This is a genomic window from Citrobacter sp. KTE30 (assembly GCF_000398825.1).
GTDB classification, from domain to species: domain Bacteria; phylum Pseudomonadota; class Gammaproteobacteria; order Enterobacterales; family Enterobacteriaceae; genus Citrobacter; species Citrobacter freundii.
Window position 1 is genome coordinate 27266 of record NZ_KB976057.1, and the last position, 18694, is coordinate 45959.

At 53.7% G+C, this 18694-nt stretch carries 21 protein-coding genes; 10 read left to right on the forward strand and 11 right to left on the reverse strand.

The genetic code is table 11. The features are described 5' to 3' along the window. Positions 1-26 precede the first annotated feature (26 nt). The 4 genes from WC1_RS00670 to yihU are packed head-to-tail and all read right to left on the reverse strand — an operon-like array spanning position 27 to position 3926. The gene (locus WC1_RS00670) at positions 27-869 is read right to left on the reverse strand and encodes an aldose-1-epimerase (protein WP_016151256.1); all 843 of its coding nucleotides are present in this window, start codon (positions 867-869) and stop codon (positions 27-29) included. 18 nt (positions 870-887) lie between these two features. Continuing rightward, on the reverse strand, positions 888-2129 hold the full coding sequence (gene yihS / locus WC1_RS00665; protein ID WP_003028654.1) for a sulfoquinovose isomerase: 1242 nt from the start codon (positions 2127-2129) through the stop codon (positions 888-890). A gap of 14 nt (positions 2130-2143) precedes the next feature. Beyond that, on the reverse strand, positions 2144-3019 hold the full coding sequence (gene yihT, locus WC1_RS00660; protein ID WP_003028656.1) for a sulfofructosephosphate aldolase: 876 nt from the start codon (positions 3017-3019) through the stop codon (positions 2144-2146). A gap of 10 nt (positions 3020-3029) precedes the next feature. Further along, on the reverse strand, positions 3030-3926 hold the full coding sequence (yihU, locus tag WC1_RS00655) for a sulfolactaldehyde 3-reductase (RefSeq protein WP_003847911.1): 897 nt from the start codon (positions 3924-3926) through the stop codon (positions 3030-3032). Between the two features lie 166 nt (positions 3927-4092). On the opposite strand from yihU, the gene WC1_RS00650 reads away from it, so the two are divergent. The 6 genes from WC1_RS00650 (at position 4093) to fabY (ending at position 8817) form a co-directional block, all read left to right on the forward strand. Then, positions 4093-4989 carry a sugar kinase gene (locus WC1_RS00650; protein ID WP_016151257.1) on the forward strand — a complete coding sequence of 299 codons (897 nt, stop codon included), beginning with the start codon at positions 4093-4095 and terminating at the stop codon, positions 4987-4989. A 33-nt stretch (positions 4990-5022) separates the two neighbouring features. Continuing rightward, positions 5023-5826 carry a DeoR/GlpR family DNA-binding transcription regulator gene (locus tag WC1_RS00645; protein ID WP_003847907.1) on the forward strand — a complete coding sequence of 268 codons (804 nt, stop codon included), beginning with the start codon at positions 5023-5025 and terminating at the stop codon, positions 5824-5826. Positions 5827-5931: 105 nt separating this feature from the next. Then, positions 5932-6531: a glucose-1-phosphatase gene (gene yihX, locus WC1_RS00640; protein ID WP_016151258.1), complete on the forward strand. Its 600-nt coding sequence runs from the start codon at positions 5932-5934 to the stop codon at positions 6529-6531. Continuing rightward, positions 6525-7397, forward strand: a complete 873-nt coding sequence (locus tag WC1_RS00635; RefSeq protein ID WP_003028669.1) for a virulence factor BrkB family protein — start codon at positions 6525-6527, stop codon at positions 7395-7397. The genes yihX and WC1_RS00635 overlap by 7 nt, the downstream gene beginning before the upstream one ends. Continuing rightward, the gene (dtd, locus tag WC1_RS00630; protein WP_003028671.1) at positions 7394-7831 is read left to right on the forward strand and encodes a D-aminoacyl-tRNA deacylase; all 438 of its coding nucleotides are present in this window, start codon (positions 7394-7396) and stop codon (positions 7829-7831) included. The genes WC1_RS00635 and dtd overlap by 4 nt, the downstream gene beginning before the upstream one ends. Before the next feature lie 44 nt (positions 7832-7875). Next, positions 7876-8817: a fatty acid biosynthesis protein FabY gene (gene fabY / locus WC1_RS00625; protein WP_003825286.1), complete on the forward strand. Its 942-nt coding sequence runs from the start codon at positions 7876-7878 to the stop codon at positions 8815-8817. Between the two features lie 150 nt (positions 8818-8967). On the opposite strand, the gene WC1_RS00620 is transcribed toward fabY, so the two are convergent. After that, a complete protein-coding gene (locus tag WC1_RS00620; RefSeq protein ID WP_016151259.1) occupies positions 8968-9876 on the reverse strand; it encodes an alpha/beta hydrolase in 909 nt (302 codons plus the stop codon). A gap of 205 nt (positions 9877-10081) precedes the next feature. Here WC1_RS00620 and WC1_RS00615 point away from each other — a divergent pair, with 205 nt between their 5' ends. Beyond that, entirely contained in the window at positions 10082-10324 is a 243-nt protein-coding gene (locus WC1_RS00615) for a ribbon-helix-helix domain-containing protein (RefSeq protein WP_043018956.1), read from the forward strand. Beyond that, a complete protein-coding gene (locus tag WC1_RS00610; protein WP_003028682.1) occupies positions 10324-10698 on the forward strand; it encodes a type II toxin-antitoxin system VapC family toxin in 375 nt (124 codons plus the stop codon). Before WC1_RS00615 ends, WC1_RS00610 begins: the two co-directional genes overlap by 1 nt. A 36-nt stretch (positions 10699-10734) precedes the next feature. Here the strand turns inward: WC1_RS00610 and fdhE are convergent, their stop codons facing one another. The 4 genes from fdhE to fdnG are packed head-to-tail and all read right to left on the reverse strand — an operon-like array spanning position 10735 to position 16258. Then, entirely contained in the window at positions 10735-11664 is a 930-nt protein-coding gene (gene fdhE, locus WC1_RS00605; protein WP_003028685.1) for a formate dehydrogenase accessory protein FdhE, read from the reverse strand. Beyond that, entirely contained in the window at positions 11661-12296 is a 636-nt protein-coding gene (fdoI, locus tag WC1_RS00600) for a formate dehydrogenase cytochrome b556 subunit (protein ID WP_003028686.1), read from the reverse strand. The genes fdhE and fdoI overlap by 4 nt, the downstream gene beginning before the upstream one ends. Further along, positions 12293-13195, reverse strand: a complete 903-nt coding sequence (gene fdoH, locus WC1_RS00595; RefSeq protein WP_003028691.1) for a formate dehydrogenase O subunit beta — start codon at positions 13193-13195, stop codon at positions 12293-12295. Before fdoH ends, fdoI begins: the two co-directional genes overlap by 4 nt. A 12-nt stretch (positions 13196-13207) precedes the next feature. After that, positions 13208-16258: a formate dehydrogenase-N subunit alpha gene (fdnG, locus tag WC1_RS00590; protein ID WP_086538668.1), complete on the reverse strand. Its 3051-nt coding sequence runs from the start codon at positions 16256-16258 to the stop codon at positions 13208-13210. A 193-nt stretch (positions 16259-16451) separates the two neighbouring features. Between fdnG and fdhD the strand changes: the two genes are divergently transcribed. Both fdhD and WC1_RS00575 read left to right on the forward strand, forming a co-directional pair. Then, positions 16452-17288 carry a formate dehydrogenase accessory sulfurtransferase FdhD gene (gene fdhD / locus WC1_RS00580; protein ID WP_003840454.1) on the forward strand — a complete coding sequence of 279 codons (837 nt, stop codon included), beginning with the start codon at positions 16452-16454 and terminating at the stop codon, positions 17286-17288. A 128-nt stretch (positions 17289-17416) separates the two neighbouring features. Continuing rightward, the gene (locus WC1_RS00575; RefSeq protein ID WP_003825262.1) at positions 17417-17629 is read left to right on the forward strand and encodes a YdgH/BhsA/McbA family protein; all 213 of its coding nucleotides are present in this window, start codon (positions 17417-17419) and stop codon (positions 17627-17629) included. Positions 17630-17671: 42 nt separating this feature from the next. Here the strand turns inward: WC1_RS00575 and WC1_RS00570 are convergent, their stop codons facing one another. Together WC1_RS00570 and WC1_RS00565 are read right to left on the reverse strand one after the other, a co-directional pair. Then, positions 17672-17995 carry an AzlD domain-containing protein gene (locus tag WC1_RS00570; RefSeq protein WP_003840456.1) on the reverse strand — a complete coding sequence of 108 codons (324 nt, stop codon included), beginning with the start codon at positions 17993-17995 and terminating at the stop codon, positions 17672-17674. Then, positions 17995-18654, reverse strand: a complete 660-nt coding sequence (locus WC1_RS00565) for an AzlC family ABC transporter permease (protein WP_016151262.1) — start codon at positions 18652-18654, stop codon at positions 17995-17997. The genes WC1_RS00570 and WC1_RS00565 overlap by 1 nt, the downstream gene beginning before the upstream one ends. Positions 18655-18694: the final 40 nt, after the last annotated feature.

Here is an 18694-nt window from a genome sequence, read left to right on the forward strand (position 1 = left end):
TAATTCGGTAATTTGTCGGAAATCTGTTATTCACTGCCGATTAAAAAATGCATCTGATGTTGTTCTCCGGGCGCGAGATGAATCAGGCTAATTCCGGAGTTAAAGGCGTCTGGCGGGCAGGTCATCGGTTCAACCGCCAGGCCACGCCGTGCTAATTTTTCGCCGGTATACACTTGCAACCAGGGCTGGTGGCTGCGTAAAAAAGTGGACATGTTTTGCGATGGGCTGGTCATCCTGACTTCCCACTCAGCGTCAGGTGGCATAGTCCTGAACGTATGATCGATAGCGGTCTGCGCAATGCGTTGCGGCGTGGTGAAATATCGTTCATCACATGTTTCTTCAATCACCGGGAGTGTTAATTCACAGTCATCAATGGGTTGCAGATTGCAGGTCAAATAGGGATGTGCTCCCGCGCCATACGGCGCGATTTCATCACCCACATTCTGTGTGCGGATAAAAACGTGCAGTCCACGGGTTGCCTCCAGTCGGTAAATCACCTCTGAAACCAGCGCGAAGGGATAACCATAAGAAGGCGGCAGAAAAATCGTCAGCGACACTTCCGATGCCGACTGCTGGTTAATCTGCCAGTCCCGCCAGGCCAGTAACCCATGAATGGCGGTATGTGAAACCGAGTCGTTAACGGCAAGCTGGTAATCCTTGCCGTTATAGTGATAGCTGCCGTCTACAACGCGGTTTGGCCAGGGGATTAACACTTTCCCCAAGTGTGCCAGTGGCATTTCTTCCGGTTTGTGGGGAATAACGATATGACGCCCACGGTGCGTCAATTCTGCTAGCCCAGCGCCAACCGTGACGATTTTCGCCTGGTAGTGTCCGGCCTGAAGATGAATGGTTTTTCCACCGCTATGCATGGCAGCCCACCTTGTTACTTATTTAGCGTTGATATCCAGCAGACCGGCGGCAACAGCCGGAGCAAGGCCCGGAGCCAGCGGCAGACGTGGGATCACCAGGCAGTGCAGCAGGTGATAAATATCCTGCTTGCCGTCCCAGACTTTGGTGGTCACCTTGTTATCGGTGTCCAGCTCCTGCCACCATGAACCGGTCTCGTAATCCATCAGGTAGGTGATGCAGTAATCCCACCATTTCTGGTACCAGGCTTCGTACTGGCTGTCGCCTGTAAGGGTGTACAGGGCGTAGGCGGTACCCATCGCTTCGACTATCGGCCAGCGCACTCTTTCGCGAACGATCGGTTTGCCGTCCCAATCCACCGAATAGACAAAACCGTCTGCGCCGTCCGGTGCCCAGGCGTCGCGGATAGTGGCGTGGAAAAGTCCTTTTGCATCTTCCAGCAGCCAGGCAGGAGGCGTTTCAAAGCGAGCTTCCAGCGCAGCATGCAGATGCAGCATCAGGCGGCCCCACTCGATCCAGTGACCCGGCGTGCCACCGTAGGCGCGGAAACGGTGAGCTGGGTTGTCCTTGTTGTAATCGCGGATTGGGTTCCACTGTGAATCGAAGTGTTCATTGACGCGGTACTCCCCGCTACGGGCCACGTCGTGAATAATCACCGAAGCGATACGCAGTGCGCGATCGAGCCATTTACGGTCATGAGTAACGTCATACACGATCAGGAAAGCCTCGACCGCGTGCATGTTAGCGTTGCCGCCGCGATAATCTTCTGTCTGGCTGAAGGCTTCGTCCCAGGACTCCAGGCACATTTGTTCGTCTTCGCTCCAGAAGTACTTCTCAATCACCTCGATGGCGTCATCCAGCAATTTTCTGGCCTGTGGATGACCGGTAGTGACCGCGCTTGCCGCGCCAAGTAAAACGAAGAAATGCTGATAACCCTGCTTGGAGGCATCCATCACGCCTTCGTCATTGACGCAGGCGTACCAACCGCCGTAGCGTGTGTCGCGTAGCGCGCCGTTCAGCGCCTTAATGCCGTGGTCGACGAGTTGATATGCACCTGGGCGACCCATGGAGGCGGCAACGGAATAGACGTGCAGCATGCGGGCGGTGATCCACAGATGCGTTCCCATATCCGCTCTGACCTGACCACTGTTTCCTAACCAACCAAACCCGGTGGGCACCGCCGCGTTCTTACCAAAGTTAAAGATGCGATCGGTTTCTTGTTCCAGCCAGCGGTTGTGGCTTAAGGTGTTAAACCATTTCATGCTTTGATCCTCTATTAGCGGCGGGCCATCATTTCGTCGACGATATCGCCCAGACGCTGCAACTTCGGTGCGGAAACATCACGCAGCATCAGTTCGGTATCCGGCAGACCCACGACGGATGACCAGACCGCACGCCCGGCCAGGAAGCCGGATGCGCCTGCGGTCATTGCTACGCTGACCGCGCGTGGGAACAGTTTTTCATCCACACCAGAGGAGAGAATGACCCACGGCATGTTGATGTTTTCATTCAGGCGCTGAGAGGCGCTAAGCAATTCCTGTTGGGTTCCTTTGCCGTACAGCGGCATTTCGACCTTGTAGAGATCGGCACCGCTGTCGCCCAGCTCTTTCGCGGCATCGATGATGGCCTGTTCACGGCAGAACTTATCGCCACGACGCGGTGGGCGAACAACCGGCTCGATGATGCTCAGCAGTCCATTGGAATGGCATAGCTCATTAAATTCTTTCACCATGTCCAGGCGCTGTTGGGCATCTTCATCGCTACGCCACAGCACCAGCAATTTGAGAGCCTTGGCGCCATCTTGCTTCACAGCCTGCGGGTTGATTTTTTTATCAATCACTACGCTATCGACCGGAATTCCGTTACCCGGAATAAACTCATCAGCGGCCACAATCATGGCGCAGCTTTTGGCGACCGCGTTTTGCTCTACAACCTGGCGGTAGCAGAACTGCTGATCGACCAGAATGGCGGAGGCATAGGGGGACAGGATCTTTGCCGCATTGACTTTGAAATCGGTCAGCACGCTGTCATTGACCGGGGATTTTGCACCCGCAGCGGCAAACATTAAGCGCATGGCTTCGCGCTGATCGACCGCCAGCATGGCAAAACCGCCGGAAGCTCGGGTGATATCTTTCAGGGTGTACTTCGTCATTGTTCAGTCCTTACTTATCTGTGTGTTTATTTAGCCCGGCGGATGCGCGAACCTGTTCAAGAATGGCCGTCCAGTCTTCCCGGCCACGGCCAGCGGCGCGTGCCTGGTTATAGACTTCGCGGGAGGCGGCACCGAGCGGCATCGGCACATGTAGTTGGTTGGCAACGTCCAGCGCGATGCCAAGATCCTTGTGAGCTAAATCGATCATAAAAGCCGGGGAAAGATCGCCTTTCAGCACTTTGTTCGGCCAGGAGGTAGTGAAGTGGCCTTTCCCGGCGGGAGTGCCGCTCATGACTTGCAAGGCCACATCGAAGGAGAGGCCGAGCGCTTCGCACAACACGGCGGCTTCAGCAGACAAGGCGTTTAACGCGATGCTCATGTAGTTGTTGATGAGCTTGACGCGAATGCCCATGCCGGGACCGCCTGCGTTGATCAATTCATTACCCATCGCCATCAGAACCGGTGTGGCGCGTTCTACCTGCTGTGCCGTTCCACCTGCCAGCAGCAACAGCGTTCCTGCGATAGCGTGATCGGAGGTACGTCCAACCGGGCAATCCATCATGTCGAAGCCTTTGTCACGCATATCGGCGATCAGTTTGTCGGTTTGCAGTGGGTGAATAGTCGACATATCAATTACTAATGCCTGCGGGGAGAGGTTTTCGCAGATACCCTGCTCACCGAACAGTACGCTGCGCACCAGATCGCCGTTTGGCAGCATTGTGATGACAAATTCTGCCCCTTTTACTGCCTGAGCCGGGCTACTGGCAGGTTGAGCTCCTTTTTCCACCAGGCGCTGAACGGCATCCGGGTTAACGTCAAAGACGCTGAGTTGATGACCCTGCTTCAGCAAGTTGCTCGCCATGGGTGAACCCATCTGACCTAATCCGATAAATGCTATAACTGCCATAACGTTCTCCTGAGACGTGGATGTCATTTTTTGTCATTTAAGGTCGTTTGTTTTTGTCTGTTTTTGATCGTATTTGTAATTTATGGTCAAAAAATTGACAGCCGTCACTTTTTAAACATTTTGTGAAATTAAAATGATCCCATCTTGAAACGCCTAAGGAATGACCATGATTCGTATTGCTTGTGTAGGTATTGCCGTGATGGATCGCATCTATTACGTGGAAGGTTTACCGACCGAAGGAGGTAAGTATGTGGCGAAGCGTTATACGGAAGTGGGCGGCGGGCCTGCTGCAACGGCCGCAGTGGCTGCAGCGAAGCTGGGCGCGCAGGTGGACTTTGTTGGCCGTGTGGGCGATGACGACACCGGAAATAGCCTGCTGGCGGAGCTGGAATCCCTGGGGGTAAACACCCGTTACACCCGGCGCTATGCGGGGGCAAAGTCTTCGCAATCGGCAATTATGGTTGATGCGCAAGGAGAACGGATTATCGTTAACTATCCCAGCCCGGATTTACTGCCGGATGCTGCCTGGCTGAATGAGATCGATTTTTCCCAGTGGGATGTGGTGTTGGCGGATGTTCGCTGGCACGAAGGCGCCAGGCAGGCGTTCACGCTGGCGCGTCGGGCGGGAGTGATGACGGTACTGGATGGTGACGTCACGCCACAAGATATCAGCGAGCTGGTGGCGTTGAGCGATCATGCGGCGTTCTCTGAACCGGGTCTGGCGCGTTTAACCGGGATAAATGATTCTGAAGCTGGACTTAAAAAAGCAAAAACGCTCACAAATGGTCATGTCTATGTGACACGAGGGAGCGAAGGCTGTGACTGGATAAAAAATAATACGTTGCAGCATCAATCTGGATTTAAAGTCGATGTTGTGGATACTACGGGAGCTGGGGATGTTTTTCACGGTGCGCTCGCATTCAGCCTGGCGGGTGGCGATGCTCCAGAAGAGGCCGTCAGGTTTGCCAGTGGGGTTGCTGCGTTAAAATGCACTCGCCCGGGAGGAAGGGCCGGAATCCCTGACTGTGATCAAACCCGATCTTTTCTGTCACTTTTTGTATAAAATGCCAGGGCAATGGTTTTTCGAGGAAATTTCATGAGTCTTACCGAACTGACCGGTAATCCGCGACACGATCAACTGCTTATGCTGATTAGCGAGCGCGGTTATATGAATATCGACGAGCTGGCGAGCCTGCTGGACGTGTCCACGCAAACTGTGCGTCGTGATATTCGTAAACTCAGCGAGCAGGGATTAATTACGCGTCATCATGGTGGCGCGGGCAGAGCCTCCAGCGTGGTGAATACGGCGTTTGAGCAGCGTGAAGTTTCCTGGACGGAAGAGAAGAAGGCCATCGCGGAAGCGGTGGCTGACTACATTCCCGATGGATCAACGGTGTTTATTACCATTGGCACCACCGTTGAGCAGGTGGCCCGCGCGCTGTTAAACCATAATCATTTGCGCATTATTACCAACAGCCTACGCGTGGCGCACATTCTGTATAACAACCCACGTTTTGAAGTTATGGTACCAGGTGGAACGTTACGCCCGCACAACAGCGGCATCATTGGCCCTTCTGCTTCAGCATTTGTGGCTGATTTTCGGGCCGACTATCTGGTTACCAGCGTTGGCGCGATCGAAAGTGATGGCGCGCTGCTGGAGTTTGATGTCAATGAAGCCAGCGTAGTGAAAACGATGATGTCCCATTCAAGACACATTCTGCTGGCAGCGGATCATACGAAATATACGGCTTCTGCCGCGGTAGAAATTGGTAACGTGTCTCAGGTGACTGCGCTGTTTACTGATGAATACCCAGGTCCGGCATTGCACAATTTACTCCAGTCACAGCAGGTTGAAATTGTGCAGGTGAGTCCTTCACAGGATGATGCTCTGGCCGTGTAATTCTTCCCAATGATGGCCCGATAACTTCGCAGCCATCACTCTCGCATAGTCAAACTTCTCCTTTCCCGCTACAGTTATTCATCCACGGCGAATAAGGAGAAGGGCATGCTCTATATCTTTGATTTGGGTAATGTGATTGTCGATATCGACTTCAACCGCGTGTTGGGCACATGGAGCGATCTAAGTCGTGTACCGTTGGCTTCGCTAAAGCAAAGTTTCACCATGGGGGAGGCTTTTCACCAGCACGAGCGAGGTGAAATAACGGATGAAGCCTTTGCCGAGGCGCTATGTCATGAGATGGCGCTGCCGCTAAGTTACGAGCAGTTCTCTCACGGCTGGCAGGCCGTTTTTGTCGCCTTGCGCCCTGAGGTCATCGACATCATGCAAAAGCTGCGTGAGCAGGGGCATCGGGTGGTCGTCTTGTCGAATACTAACCGCCTGCACACCACGTTTTGGCCGGATGAATATCCCGAGATCCGTCAGGCTGCTGACCATATTTACCTTTCCCAGGACCTGGGCATGCGTAAACCGGAAGCGCGGATTTACCAGCACGTCCTGCAGTCTGAAGGTTTTTCTGCGCACGATGCGGTCTTTTTTGACGATAACGCCGATAATATTGAAGGGGCTAACCGGTTAGGGATCACCAGTATCCAGGTCGTCGATAAAAAGACCATTCCTGACTATTTCGCGACGTTGTTATGCTAAAAAATGTTCAGCAGCAAGCCAGGCATCATACGCGTCCCGTACGAGACTGGCTGAAGCTATTATGGCAGCGGATTGATGAGGACAACATGACGACGCTGGCAGGGAATCTTGCCTACGTTTCATTGCTCTCATTAGTGCCGCTTATTGCCGTCGTATTTGCGCTTTTCGCCGCATTTCCGATGTTTTCCGACGTCAGTGTCCAGTTACGTCATTTTATTTTCGCAAACTTTATCCCGGCGACGGGAGACGTCATTCAACGTTATATCGAACAGTTTGTCGCCAACTCGAACAAAATGACGGCAGTCGGGGCATGCGGGCTGATTGTCACAGCGTTATTGTTGATGTACGCCATTGATAATGCGTTGAATACTATCTGGCGCAGTAAGCGTACTCGCCCTAAAGTTTACTCTTTCGCCGTCTACTGGATGATTTTAACGCTGGGGCCGCTGTTGGCGGGGGCCAGTCTGGCGATCAGCTCTTATCTGTTGTCATTGCGCTGGGCCAGCGATCTCAACACGGTGATTGATAACGTCCTGCGTATTTTCCCGCTGGTGCTTTCCTGGCTCTCGTTCTGGCTGCTTTACAGCATCGTACCGACTACGCGTGTACCCAACCGTGATGCGGTTATTGGTGCCTTTGTGGCTGCTGTGTTGTTCGAAGCCGGAAAGAAAGGATTTGCGCTCTATATCACGATGTTTCCGTCTTATCAGCTCATTTACGGTGTTCTGGCGGTGATCCCTATTTTATTTGTCTGGGTATACTGGACCTGGTGTATCGTCTTGCTAGGCGCGGAAATAACTGTCACTCTCGGGGAATACCGCAAACTTAAACAAGCCGCAAAAGAAGAAGAAGCAGAGCAACCATGATTGCATTAATTCAGCGCGTAACCCGTGCCAGCGTCACCGTGGAGGGTGAGGTGACGGGTGAAATTGGCCCAGGACTTTTGGTCCTGTTAGGTGTCGAAAGGGATGATGACGAACAGAAAGCGAATCGCCTGTGCGAGCGTGTACTCGGTTATCGAATCTTTAGCGATGCCGAAGGCAAAATGAACCTTAATGTGCAGCAATCAGGGGGGAGTGTACTGGTGGTTTCACAGTTTACGCTGGCGGCAGATACCGAGCGTGGCATGCGCCCGGGGTTTTCGAAAGGCGCAGCGCCCGAGCGTGCAGAAGCGCTGTATGAGTACTTTGTTGAGCGTTGCCGCCAACAGGAAATGAATACGCAAACTGGTCGATTCGCTGCGGATATGCAGGTTTCACTGGTTAATGATGGCCCGGTGACGTTCTGGTTACAAGTATGAACCAGCTACCGGTATGGCCGCGGACAACAAGAGAGAATACGACTATGTATCACCTTCGAGTACCGCAAACAGAAGAAGAATTGGAGCGTTACTACCAGTTTCGCTGGGAGATGCTGCGTAAACCATTGCACCAGCCAAAAGGCTCCGAACGGGATGCATGGGACGCGATGGCGCATCACCAGATGGTGGTGGACGAAGAGGGGAATCTGGTTGCGGTAGGGCGTCTGTATATCAATGCGGATAACGAAGCTTCCATACGCTTTATGGCAGTAGACCCTTCCGTGCAAGAGAAAGGGTTGGGCACGCTGATGGCGATGACTCTGGAGTCTGTGGCGCGTCAGGAAGGGGTCAAACGCGTAACCTGTAGTGCCCGTGAAGATGCGGTCGAATTTTTCGCCAAGCTCGGTTTTGTGAGCCAGGGAGAAATCACCACGCCGCAAACCACGCCGGTGCGCCACTTTTTGATGATTAAGCCCATTGCGACGCTGGACGATATTCTCCATCGCGGGGACTGGTGCGGACAGCTACAACAAGCCTGGTACGAACATATTCCATTGAGTGAGAAAATGGGCGTACGCATTCAGCAGTACACTGGGCAGAAATTTATCACCACGATGCCCGAGACAGGCAATCAGAATCCGCACCATACCCTGTTTGCCGGTAGCCTGTTTTCACTGGCTACGCTAACGGGCTGGGGACTTATCTGGCTGATGCTGCGCGAGCGTCATCTGGGTGGGACAATAATCCTGGCCGACGCGCATATCCGATACAGCAGGCCGATCACCGGGAAACCAACTGCTATTGCCGATCTGGGGTCGTTGAGCGGTGACCTCGACCGCCTGGCAAGAGGTCGCAAGGCGCGAGTTCAGATGCAGGTCGGGGTGTTTGGCGATGACACTCCGGGCGTCGTGTTTGAAGGTACTTACATTGTGCTACCTGCGAAACCGTTTGGCGCATATGAAGAAGGCGGTAACGAGGAAGAGTAGGTCCTCTGGCTAAAATGTAATGTTGGGTTCATTTGCTGATGTAAAATGCGGATTATGAAAATGCCATAATCCGCATTTTGATAAAAATCGCATGCTGTCGATGATTGTATTGACGGGTACCTTCCTTAATTTTAGAACTCATGAACATCCTTATTGGCCAAGCCGCCAGGCCACATCTCGCATCACATTTCGTGCCGCCGGGCTCACCCCTGCCAACTGGAAAAAACCGTGGATGACGCCGAGATAGCGTTGGCAAGAGCACTCCACGCCTTGCTCCAGGAACCGTTGATACAGGGCTTCACCCTCATCTCGCAGTGGGTCGAATTCGGCAGTAATGATGTGCGTGGGCGGTAAACCGTTGAAGTCTTTGCGCCAGAGTGGGCTGACTTCGGGATGTAATGGATCGGTTTTCGGCATATACATTTCGTAGCCCGAAAGCAGTGTATCGCGAGTGATAATGTAATCCCGTCCATTATGGTCATAGCTCGCAAAGCTGGCGGTTGCGTCCAGCATCGGGTAGATCAGCATAAGCTGTGCAGGTTGCCATTGCCTGGCAGCTTTCAGGCGTAGTGCGGTGACCAGCGCCAGGTGTCCACCTGCGCTGTCGCCAGCAAGCGTAATGTTGTCCCGGTCTACCCCCAGTTTCTGGGCATACTTCCAGATGATATTGGCCCCGGTTTCAGCATCGTTATGTGCTGCCGGGAAGGTATGCTCTGGTGCGAGGCGATACTGCACCGCAATGACCCGACAGCCGCTGTACCTGGCGAGTTGCCTTAGCTGGTTATCATGTGTGGCAAATCCACCGCTGACAAAGCAGCCGCCGTGATAATAGATAACGCAGGGGAGATTTCCCGTGCTGCCCCGCGGCGAAATAACGCGAAATGCCATGGCATCGAGTTCAATATCTTCAGCCTGTACGCGGGTTTCAGTTTCTCCGGCCAGCGCCGTACTGGCAGTATAGGCCGCTCTCCGGTCATCAATATTCTGCTCACGGGAAGAAGGGCGTCCCGCCGCGATAAATGCCTCAACTAACTGCGCAATCCCGCTTTCCAGTGCCATTTTTAAATACTCTTATCTGTATGGATATACAGGTTTATAACCTGGATTACTAAGAATGAAAATGGGAAAAATAGGGGGGGGTATGATTCTGGAAAGCGGCTCGCAAAAGTAAAAATCGTCCGCGTGGAGGCTATTTTCTCGCTTTTTTCAGGTGTATGTTGTGTGGAAATTAATCGCTGATGATATACTGGAGGTATATATGAGTATGATGGCTGGGATGGATATGGGCAGAATTTTACTCGATTTATCAGATGAAGTGATTAAACGTCTTGATGATCTCAAGGTGCAGCGCAACCTGCCGCGAGCAGAACTTTTACGGGAGGCCGTTGAACAGTATCTTGAGAGGCAGGATCAGGCTGAAACCACAATTTCACGTGCTCTTGGGCTGTGGCAAGGCTGTGAGGAAGATGGTGTTGAATACCAGCGTAAACTCCGTGAGGAATGGTAATGGTCAAAGGATCCGCGCTTTTTGATACCAACATCCTCATCGATCTGTTTAGTGGGAGAAATGAAGCAAAACTAGCGATAGAAACATGGCCGCCGCAGAATGCAATCAGCCTCATTACATGGATGGAGGTGATGGTGGGTGCAAAAAAATACCATCAGGAAGCCCGTACTCGTGTTGCGCTAGGTGCTTTTAACGTGATCGGCGTTTCACAGGATATTGCTGAACGAAGCGTGAGTATCAGACAGGAATATGGGATGAAATTGCCGGATGCCATTATTTTGGCAACAGCACAGATTCATCGTCTTACGCTGGTTACGCGAAATACTAAGGATTTTGCAGGCCTATCCGGTGTGGTCACACCGTATACATTATAACCCGGGCGACTTACGCCGCCCGGTAGTGCGAAGAACTTACTCCCCTTCACCCGGGAACAGGAACGGGTTGATGGAGCTGCGGGCAAAGCCCTCTTGCTCCATGTGCGCGTCCAGCATCAGTGAGGCGAGATCGTCGGCCACGGCTTCGACTTTCGGGTCTTTTTCCTGATAGAGAATCTTCAGGTAAGTCCCGCAGTCGCCGCAGCTTTCAGCTTTGATTGCCGCCTGTTCGTTATCCAGTGACCAGTAGTTCAAATCACGGCTCTGCTCGCAGTTGCTGCACTTCACGCGCACCACGTGCCACTCGGTTTCGCACAGGTTGCAGTGCAGATAACGCAGACCCTGGGTGGTACCGATTTGCACCATGCTGGAGACCGGCATTGAACCACACACCGGGCAGTACTGACGCTGTTCACCGTATTCCGCACGGGCTTTGCCGGGGATCAGGCTTGCCATCTGGGCCCAGTAGAGCGACAGGGCAGCCCAAATGAACGGTGCTTTGTCGCTGCTGACGGAGGCAAAATCAGAGGCAAACAGCGCGCTGGCCATCAGCTCCAGTTCTTGCTCTGAGGCTTTTTCCAGATTCTCGATCACCGCTAACGCGGGACCGCTCATCTCTGGCTTCAGCTCAGCAATCAACGACTGCAGCAGCTTTTGCCAGTGCTTGTCGCGTGGCAGGACGTGGATATCCAGCGGCGGTTTGCCCTGATCGTTCGCTTCTTTGATGCGCGCGGTCAGATCCATCTGCAGCGGATGGTCGTACAGCACCACTTCCTGCGCGTGGGCGATCAGCGCGGCAAAGCGCAGGTAGTCGCCCAGCGGGTTGTTCTCGGCCAGCTCGCGCAGGCGCTCAGCGCGGCGGTTATACAAATTTTTGAGTCTGGGGAATAATAACGGCGGAATCATATCCGCCGTGCGTTTCTCGCTCTTCTCCAGCTCATCTTGCGGGATTATGCGAATACTCATTCAGATGACTTTTCCTGTTTCTGGCGGACTTCACGGTACCAGCGCGGGTGATGTTTCTTCGCCCATGAGCTGGTAACCCATCCTTCCACCATCGCGGTAATGGTGCCTTTCACCCAAAGGGCGGCGTAAATGTGCACCATGATAACCACAATTAGCGCTACTGCGGCAAATGAATGCAGCATTAACGCGAATCGGATCACCGGGATTGAGAAAGCAGGTGCAAAATACGGACGCCAGATGACCACTCCGCTCACCAGCAACAGGACCAGGAAGATAATCGCCGCCCAGAATACGCATTTCTGGCCGAAGTTATAACGTCCCGTGTCACCTACTTCCTCGTTGACGACAATCTTACGAATATTCTTCGCCCAAAAGATATCATCCCGATTGATTAGATTGTGGTGCCAGTAACGGAAAAACATGATGATAAACGAGGCAAACATGATCACGCCGACAAACGGGTGCACAATTCGCGCCAGTTGCGGAGTGCCCATGATGTGCATCAGCCAGTTAAAAGACGGGAAGAGAAAGCCCATCCCGCTCACTGCCGCCAGAATGAAGCAGAAGGCAGTGATCCAGTGGTTGATGCGTTCCGGCGCCGTGTAGCGCACGATGGTGTCACGTCGTTTCATTTGCGCACCTCGTCTTTTTCTTCATGCAGGTTGTCTTCTTCCTCTTCCGCGCGGTTCGGGCCTACACCGACGTAGTGGAAGATACTGGCCGCAAATGTCGCTGCAAAGCCGACGGCTGCGAGAGGTTTCCAGATGCCTTTCCAGAATTTCACGGTGGCGCTGATTTCCGGGTTCTCCGGCAGGCCGTGATACAGATTCGGCTTGTCAGCATGGTGCAATACGTACATGACGTGCGTACCACCAACGCCTGCCGGATCGTACAGACCCGCGTTTTCGTAACCACGTGTTTTCAGCTCCGCCACACGCTCGCCTGCCAGCGTTTTCATCGACTCTTTAGTACCGAAATGAATCGCGCCGGTTGGGCAGGTTTTCACGCAGGCCGGTTCTTGCCCGACCACGACACGGTCAACGCACAGCGTACATTTGTAGACGCGGTTGTCTTCCGGGTTGAGGCGCGGCACGTCGAACGGACAGCCTGCGATACAGTAGCCACAGCCGATGCACTGCTCGGACTGGAAGTCGACGATACCGTTGGCATACTGAATGATTGCGCCTTCAGCCGGACACGCCTTCAGGCAGCCCGGATCGGCACAGTGCATACAGCCATCCTTGCGGATAAGCCACTCCAGTTTGTCGTTCTGTTCCACTTCCGAGAAGCGCATTACCGTCCAGGATTTAGCGGTCAAATCAGCCGGGTTGTCGTACACCCCAACGTTGTTGCCCACTTCATCACGGATGTCGTTCCATTCAGAACACGCCACCTGACACGCTTTACAGCCGATACAGGTGGTGACGTCGATAAGCTTCGCCACCTCTTCCTGATGGTCCCGCGCCTGAGGCGCGGGGGTGAAACCGTTAGTGGCGGAACGACGAATGATGTCTTGCGATTGATAAGCCATAGGTCGTCTCCGTTACACCTTTTCCACGTTCACGAGGAAGGACTTAAATTCCGGCGTCTGCGTGTTCGCATCACCGACGAATGGCGTTAACGTGTTAGCGATAAAGCCTTTTTTCGCCACACCTTCGTAGCCCCAGTGAATCGGAATACCGATGGTGTCGATATCCTGACCGTTGGCCTTCAGCGTGCGAATACGTTTAGTCACCACTGCTTTGGCTTTAATGTAGCCGCGGTTAGAGGAGACTTTGACGGTATCGCCATGAGAGATACCGAGTTTATTCGCCAGCTTCTCGCCAATTTCCACAAACTGTTCCGGCTGTGCGATGGCGTTCAGCAGCGCATGCTTGGTCCAGTAGTGGAAGTGCTCGGTCAGACGGTAGGTCGTACCGACGTACGGGAATTTATCTGCTTTACCCAGTGCTTCCGCGTCACCTTTAAAGATGCGCGCGGCAGGGTTAGAGATGACGTTCGGGTGCAGCGGGTTAGTCCCCAGCGGCGTTTCAAACGGCTCGTAGTGTTCCGGGAACGGACCTTCCGCCATTTTATCGATAGCAAACAGGCGTCCCATCCCTTCCGGTTGCATGATGAACGGCCCAACGTTGCTGCCAGGTGCGGCGGCACTGTAGTCCGGAATATCCATCCCGCTCCACTTCGCCCCATCCCATTTCAGGATCTGACGTTTTGGATCCCACGGATTCCCCTGCGGATCAGCGGAAGCGCGGTTATACAGAATGCGTCGGTTGAGCGGCCACGCCCATGCCCAGCCCAGCGTGTTGCCAAGGCCTGATGGGTCGGCGTTATCGCGACGTGCCATCTGGTTGCCTTCCGGCGTCCAGCTACCGGCAAAAATCCAACAGCCGCTGGAAGTGGTGCCGTCGTCACGCAGTTGGGCGAACGAGCTAAGCTGTTGGCCTTTCTTAACGATGACTGCACCTGTTGCCGGGTCGATAATGTCGGCCAGCGCTTTACCGTTGCTCTCCATCGCCACTTCTTCCGAAGCCGGTTCGTGTGGTGTGGAGTAGTTCCAGGTCATGCTCAGCACCTGTTCCGGGTTCGCGCCACCCTGCTCGGCATACATCTTGCGCATGCGCAGGAAGATACCGGCGAGGATTTCACCATCGGTAACGGCAATCCCCGGGGCATCCGCGCCTTTCCAGTGCCACTGCAGCCAGCGACCGGAGTTAACGATAGAACCGTTCTCTTCGGCGAAGCAGGTGGACGGCAGACGGAATACTTCGGTCTGGATTTTCGACGGATCCACATCGTTCGACTCACCGTGGTTCTGCCAGAAGGTAGACGTTTCGGTGTTGAGTGGGTCAATGGTGACCAGGAATTTCAGTTTGGACAGTGAAGCCACGACCTTGTTTTTATTCGGGAATGACGCGACCGGGTTAAAGCCCTGGCAGATATAGCCATTCACTTTGCCCTGGTTCATCATCTCGAAGTACTGTAGCACGTCGTACCCTTTATCCCACTTCGGCAGCAAGTCGAAGCCCCAGCTGTTTTCCGCTGTCGCTTTATCGCCAAAGAAGGCTTTCATCATCGAAACGAAGAATTTCGGGTAGTTACCCCAGTAGTTCACCTGACCTTCCAGCAACGGTTTTGGCGTGTTGGCGGCAAGGTAGGTTTGCAGGTCAGTCTGTTTTTCGCTCGGCAGCGTCATATAGCCCGGCAGGCTTTGTGACAGCAGGCCTAAGTCGGTCAGACCCTGAATGTTGGAGTGACCGCGCAGGGCGTTAACACCGCCGCCGGCCATCCCCATGTTGCCAAGCAGCAACTGGATCATCGCCATGGTACGGATGTTCTGCGCACCTACGGAGTGTTGTGTCCAGCCAAGGGCGTACAGGAACGACGCGGTTTTATCTTTGGCACTGGTTTCTGCGATGTACTCACAGACCTTCAGGAAGTCAGCCTTTGGCGTACCGCAGATATTTTCTACAACGTCCGGCGTGTAGCGGGAGACGTGCTGTTTCAGCAGGTTCCACACGCAGCGCGGGTGTTGCAGGGTGACATCGCGTTTGGCGAAGCCTTGTTCATCCAGCTCGTAGTTCCAGCTGGTTTTGTCATACTTGCGTTTGTCCGCGTCGTAGCCAGTGAACAGGCCATCTTCGAAACCGTAATCCTCACGCACGATAAGGCTGGCGTTGGTATAGGCTTCAGTGTATTCGCGGTTGAATTTTTCGTTGTTCAGCAGGTACAGCAAGACGCCTGACAGGAAAGCAATGTCAGTACCGGAACGAATCGGCGCATAGAAATCAGCCACCGCTGCGGTTCGCGTAAAGCGCGGATCGATCACAATCAGCTTCGCGCCGTTGTGAATTTTAGCTTCCATCGCCCAGCGGAATCCGACCGGGTGGGCTTCAGCGGCGTTACCGCCCATCACCACAACGAGGTTGGCGTTTTTAATGTCGACCCAGTGGTTGGTCATCGCACCGCGACCAAATGTTGGAGCAAGACTTGCTACCGTTGGTCCGTGTCAGACGCGTGCCTGGTTGTCGACCGCGAGCATACCGAGCGCGCGGGAGAATTTTTGCGTTAAATAGCCGGTTTCGTTACTGGAAGCGGAAGCACACAGCATCCCAGTGGAAAGCCAGCGGTTAACGGTTACGCCTTCGGCGTTTTGTGCAACGTAGTTTGCGTCGCGGTCTTCTTTCATCAGCTTAGCGATGCGGTCAAATGCCTCATCCCAGCTAATCTGTTGCCACTTATCAGAGCCTGGTGCGCGGTATTCCGGGAATTTCAGGCGACTTTCGGAGTGGATGAAGTCCACAAGTCCTGCCCCTTTCGGGCACAACGCGCCACGGTTCACCGGGTGATCCGGGTCCCCTTCGATATGGAAGATGGATGCTTTGGCGTTTTTTGCTCCGTCACCGAGACTGTACATTAACAGTCCACAGCCAACGGAACAGTAAGTGCAGGTGTTACGGGTTTCGCGGGTACGCAGCAGTTTATATTGCCGTGTTTCCGCGAGCGCTACGCCGGGTGCAAAACCCAGTGCCGCTGCCGTGGTGCCTGCCATACCGCCAGCGCAGATCTTAAAGAACTGCCTTCTGCTGACCTGCATGGTTTGCTCCTTTTTCGACATTGTCACGTTCCCTTCACTTTTCCGTTACTCGAGCGTGAGGGAAGTGGTTGTTATTTTTCTTTGCGGACGGGACCGCAAAGGTCCAGAATTGGGTGAATTTCCCTCCCTCCAGGAGGGGTTTGTAAAGAATACCACAATGTTGGTATGCGTGTTCCAATATGGTTAAAAGAAAGTGAATAAGATTATTCGAGAAAACATCAAAAATGTGACGACTTTGACAGGATCGCGCCAGTTGACCCTCTGGAAACGCGAGGATTTGCAACATCCTCAGCCGGATGTCGTCGCTGAAGAAGTACCGGTTGCGCTGGTTTACAACGGGATTTCGCACGTGGTGATGATGGCGTCACCGAAAGATCTTGAGCACTTTGCGATGGGCTTTTCACTTTCTGAAGGCATTATTGAGCGCCCGCAGGATATCTACGCAATGGAAGTGGTTCCTTCCTGTAACGGATTAGAAGTGCAGGTTGAGCTGTCCAGTCGCCGATTTATGGGGCTGAAGGAACGTCGTCGCGCGCTGGCCGGTCGCACCGGTTGCGGCGTTTGTGGCGTGGAGCAGCTCAATGACATTGGCAAGCCAGTCCAGCCGCTGCCGTTTACCCAGACATTCGATCTGGCGAATCTCGATCACGCTTTACGCCATCTCAATAATTTTCAACCCGTGGGGCAACTGACAGGCTGCACACACGCGGCTGCCTGGGTACAGCCGTCAGGTCATCTGGCGGGCGGGCATGAAGATGTTGGGCGTCATGTTGCGCTGGATAAACTGCTGGGGCGACGCGCAATCGAAGGGGAAACCTGGCAACAGGGCGCGGTATTAGTCTCCAGCCGCGCCAGCTACGAGATGGTGCAGAAGTCGGCGATGTGCGGCGTGGAGATTCTGTTTGCTGTGTCTGCCGCGACAACGCTGGCGGTAGAAGTTGCCGAGCGCTGTAACCTGACGCTGGTGGGTTTTTGCAAACCGGGCAGGGCGACGATTTATACACACCCCGAGCGTCTGATAGCTGAATAAAAGTTATTCAATTATTTTGAATTAGACTGGCAAATCCTTCCGCTTTTAGTTGTGCGATGTGAGGGCTATTATTTATCACATCAAGGCACGGTGCCTTACTCAAACAACTAAGTTAAAGGGTTTATATCATGAAAAGCATCAAAACTTTTGTCGCAGTTATCGCTCTGGCTACTTCTTTCGGTTCTTTCGCTGCTCAGACAGTTACCGCAACCGGTTCTACGCTGGAAAGTGCTGAAGCAAAAATTGCCGCCCAGGCTGAACGTGCAGGCGCCAGCGATTATAAAATCACTCAGGCTTACACCGGCAACCGCGTGCACATGACTGCTGAACTGCTGAAATAAGATACCTCAGTACTGTCGAAAGAGCGCCCTTGAGGCGCTTTTTTAGTTTATGCCCGCTATACGCAGCAATGCGGTCACCACCGCGGCGGCAACGATCACCACGATTAGCGGCAGCTTGCGCCAGGCGAGAAATACCGCGAAGCCAACCCCAAGAACCCGCGCCATACCGGCAAAGTGTTCGCCTTCGTAAAAGGTGGTCGCCAGCGCAACGGAGAACAGTAATACCGTTGCTGCGTCGGAAAGCAGCGCCTGCGAGCGTTCCGAGAACGCTAAACGACTCCCAAGCTTCGCTCCGCCTAAACGCATTAAATAGGTTCCCAGAGATAAGATGGCGATACCGACGATAAACAGCGTCATGTTGCCCATTATTTTTTCCTCGTCAGTAAGCCAAACAGTGAGAGCAAAACCGGTAAACCGACCGGCGCAAAGGGGATGGCGGCAAGCGACAACCCGGCACCGCTACAGGCGCGAATCAGCGTGGTGCGGTTTTTAAAGGCCGGAACCACTAAGGCCAATAAAATTGCAGGGAAGACGGCATCCAGACCGATGGTTTCCGGGGCGGGGAGCAGTTTGCCGACGCCCGCGCCGATCAGTGTGCCAACAGGCCAGAAAATAGCGACGCCCAGACCGCACAGCCAATAGGCTGCTTTACGTTGTTCGGGCGTTTTTTGCGACAGGCCGAATACTACGCTTTCGTCGTTCATGATATGACAGCCGAGGAAACTCGCAGCCCGGGAGCCCACAAGATCGCGCACCGTGACGCCAAACGGGACGTGTCGGGCGTTGACCAGTAAACCGGCAGCCGCAGCCGCCAGTGGGTTACCGCCGCTGGCGACGATGCCGATAAACATAAACTCGGATGCACCCGCCAGCACGGTAATAGAGAGCACAAACGGTACCCACAGCGGGAAGCCGTAGGCCATTGCCAGCGAGCCGTATGACATGCCGACTACGCCGACGGCCAGACAGACTAAAAATATTGCTTTTATTGTGTCGCCTTTGAGACTGGAAAAATAATGTTTCATACCATTTTAGCCATATCGAACGAATTTCCATTATAATGAA

Excerpts from the sequence above, each read along its gene's own strand:
- fdoH (WP_003028691.1), bottom strand. The coding sequence starts at position 13,195 with ATGGCTTATCAATCGCAAGACATCATTCGTCGTTCCGCCACTAACGGT.
- WC1_RS00650 (WP_016151257.1), top strand. The coding sequence starts at position 4,093 with ATGATTCGTATTGCTTGTGTAGGTATTGCCGTGATGGATCGCATCTAT.
- fabY (WP_003825286.1), top strand. The coding sequence starts at position 7,876 with ATGTATCACCTTCGAGTACCGCAAACAGAAGAAGAATTGGAGCGTTAC.
- WC1_RS00620 (WP_016151259.1), bottom strand. The coding sequence starts at position 9,876 with ATGGCACTGGAAAGCGGGATTGCGCAGTTAGTTGAGGCATTTATCGCG.
- dtd (WP_003028671.1), top strand. The coding sequence starts at position 7,394 with ATGATTGCATTAATTCAGCGCGTAACCCGTGCCAGCGTCACCGTGGAG.
- WC1_RS00670 (WP_016151256.1), bottom strand. The coding sequence starts at position 869 with ATGCATAGCGGTGGAAAAACCATTCATCTTCAGGCCGGACACTACCAG.
- yihT (WP_003028656.1), bottom strand. The coding sequence starts at position 3,019 with ATGACGAAGTACACCCTGAAAGATATCACCCGAGCTTCCGGCGGTTTT.
- yihX (WP_016151258.1), top strand. The coding sequence starts at position 5,932 with ATGCTCTATATCTTTGATTTGGGTAATGTGATTGTCGATATCGACTTC.
- WC1_RS00635 (WP_003028669.1), top strand. The coding sequence starts at position 6,525 with ATGCTAAAAAATGTTCAGCAGCAAGCCAGGCATCATACGCGTCCCGTA.
- yihU (WP_003847911.1), bottom strand. The coding sequence starts at position 3,926 with ATGGCAGTTATAGCATTTATCGGATTAGGTCAGATGGGTTCACCCATG.
- fdoI (WP_003028686.1), bottom strand. The coding sequence starts at position 12,296 with ATGAAACGACGTGACACCATCGTGCGCTACACGGCGCCGGAACGCATC.
- WC1_RS00645 (WP_003847907.1), top strand. The coding sequence starts at position 5,023 with ATGAGTCTTACCGAACTGACCGGTAATCCGCGACACGATCAACTGCTT.
- WC1_RS00565 (WP_016151262.1), bottom strand. The coding sequence starts at position 18,654 with ATGAAACATTATTTTTCCAGTCTCAAAGGCGACACAATAAAAGCAATA.
- WC1_RS00570 (WP_003840456.1), bottom strand. The coding sequence starts at position 17,995 with ATGGGCAACATGACGCTGTTTATCGTCGGTATCGCCATCTTATCTCTG.
- WC1_RS00610 (WP_003028682.1), top strand. The coding sequence starts at position 10,324 with ATGGTCAAAGGATCCGCGCTTTTTGATACCAACATCCTCATCGATCTG.
- WC1_RS00575 (WP_003825262.1), top strand. The coding sequence starts at position 17,417 with ATGAAAAGCATCAAAACTTTTGTCGCAGTTATCGCTCTGGCTACTTCT.
- WC1_RS00615 (WP_043018956.1), top strand. The coding sequence starts at position 10,082 with ATGATGGCTGGGATGGATATGGGCAGAATTTTACTCGATTTATCAGAT.
- yihS (WP_003028654.1), bottom strand. The coding sequence starts at position 2,129 with ATGAAATGGTTTAACACCTTAAGCCACAACCGCTGGCTGGAACAAGAA.
- fdhE (WP_003028685.1), bottom strand. The coding sequence starts at position 11,664 with ATGAGTATTCGCATAATCCCGCAAGATGAGCTGGAGAAGAGCGAGAAA.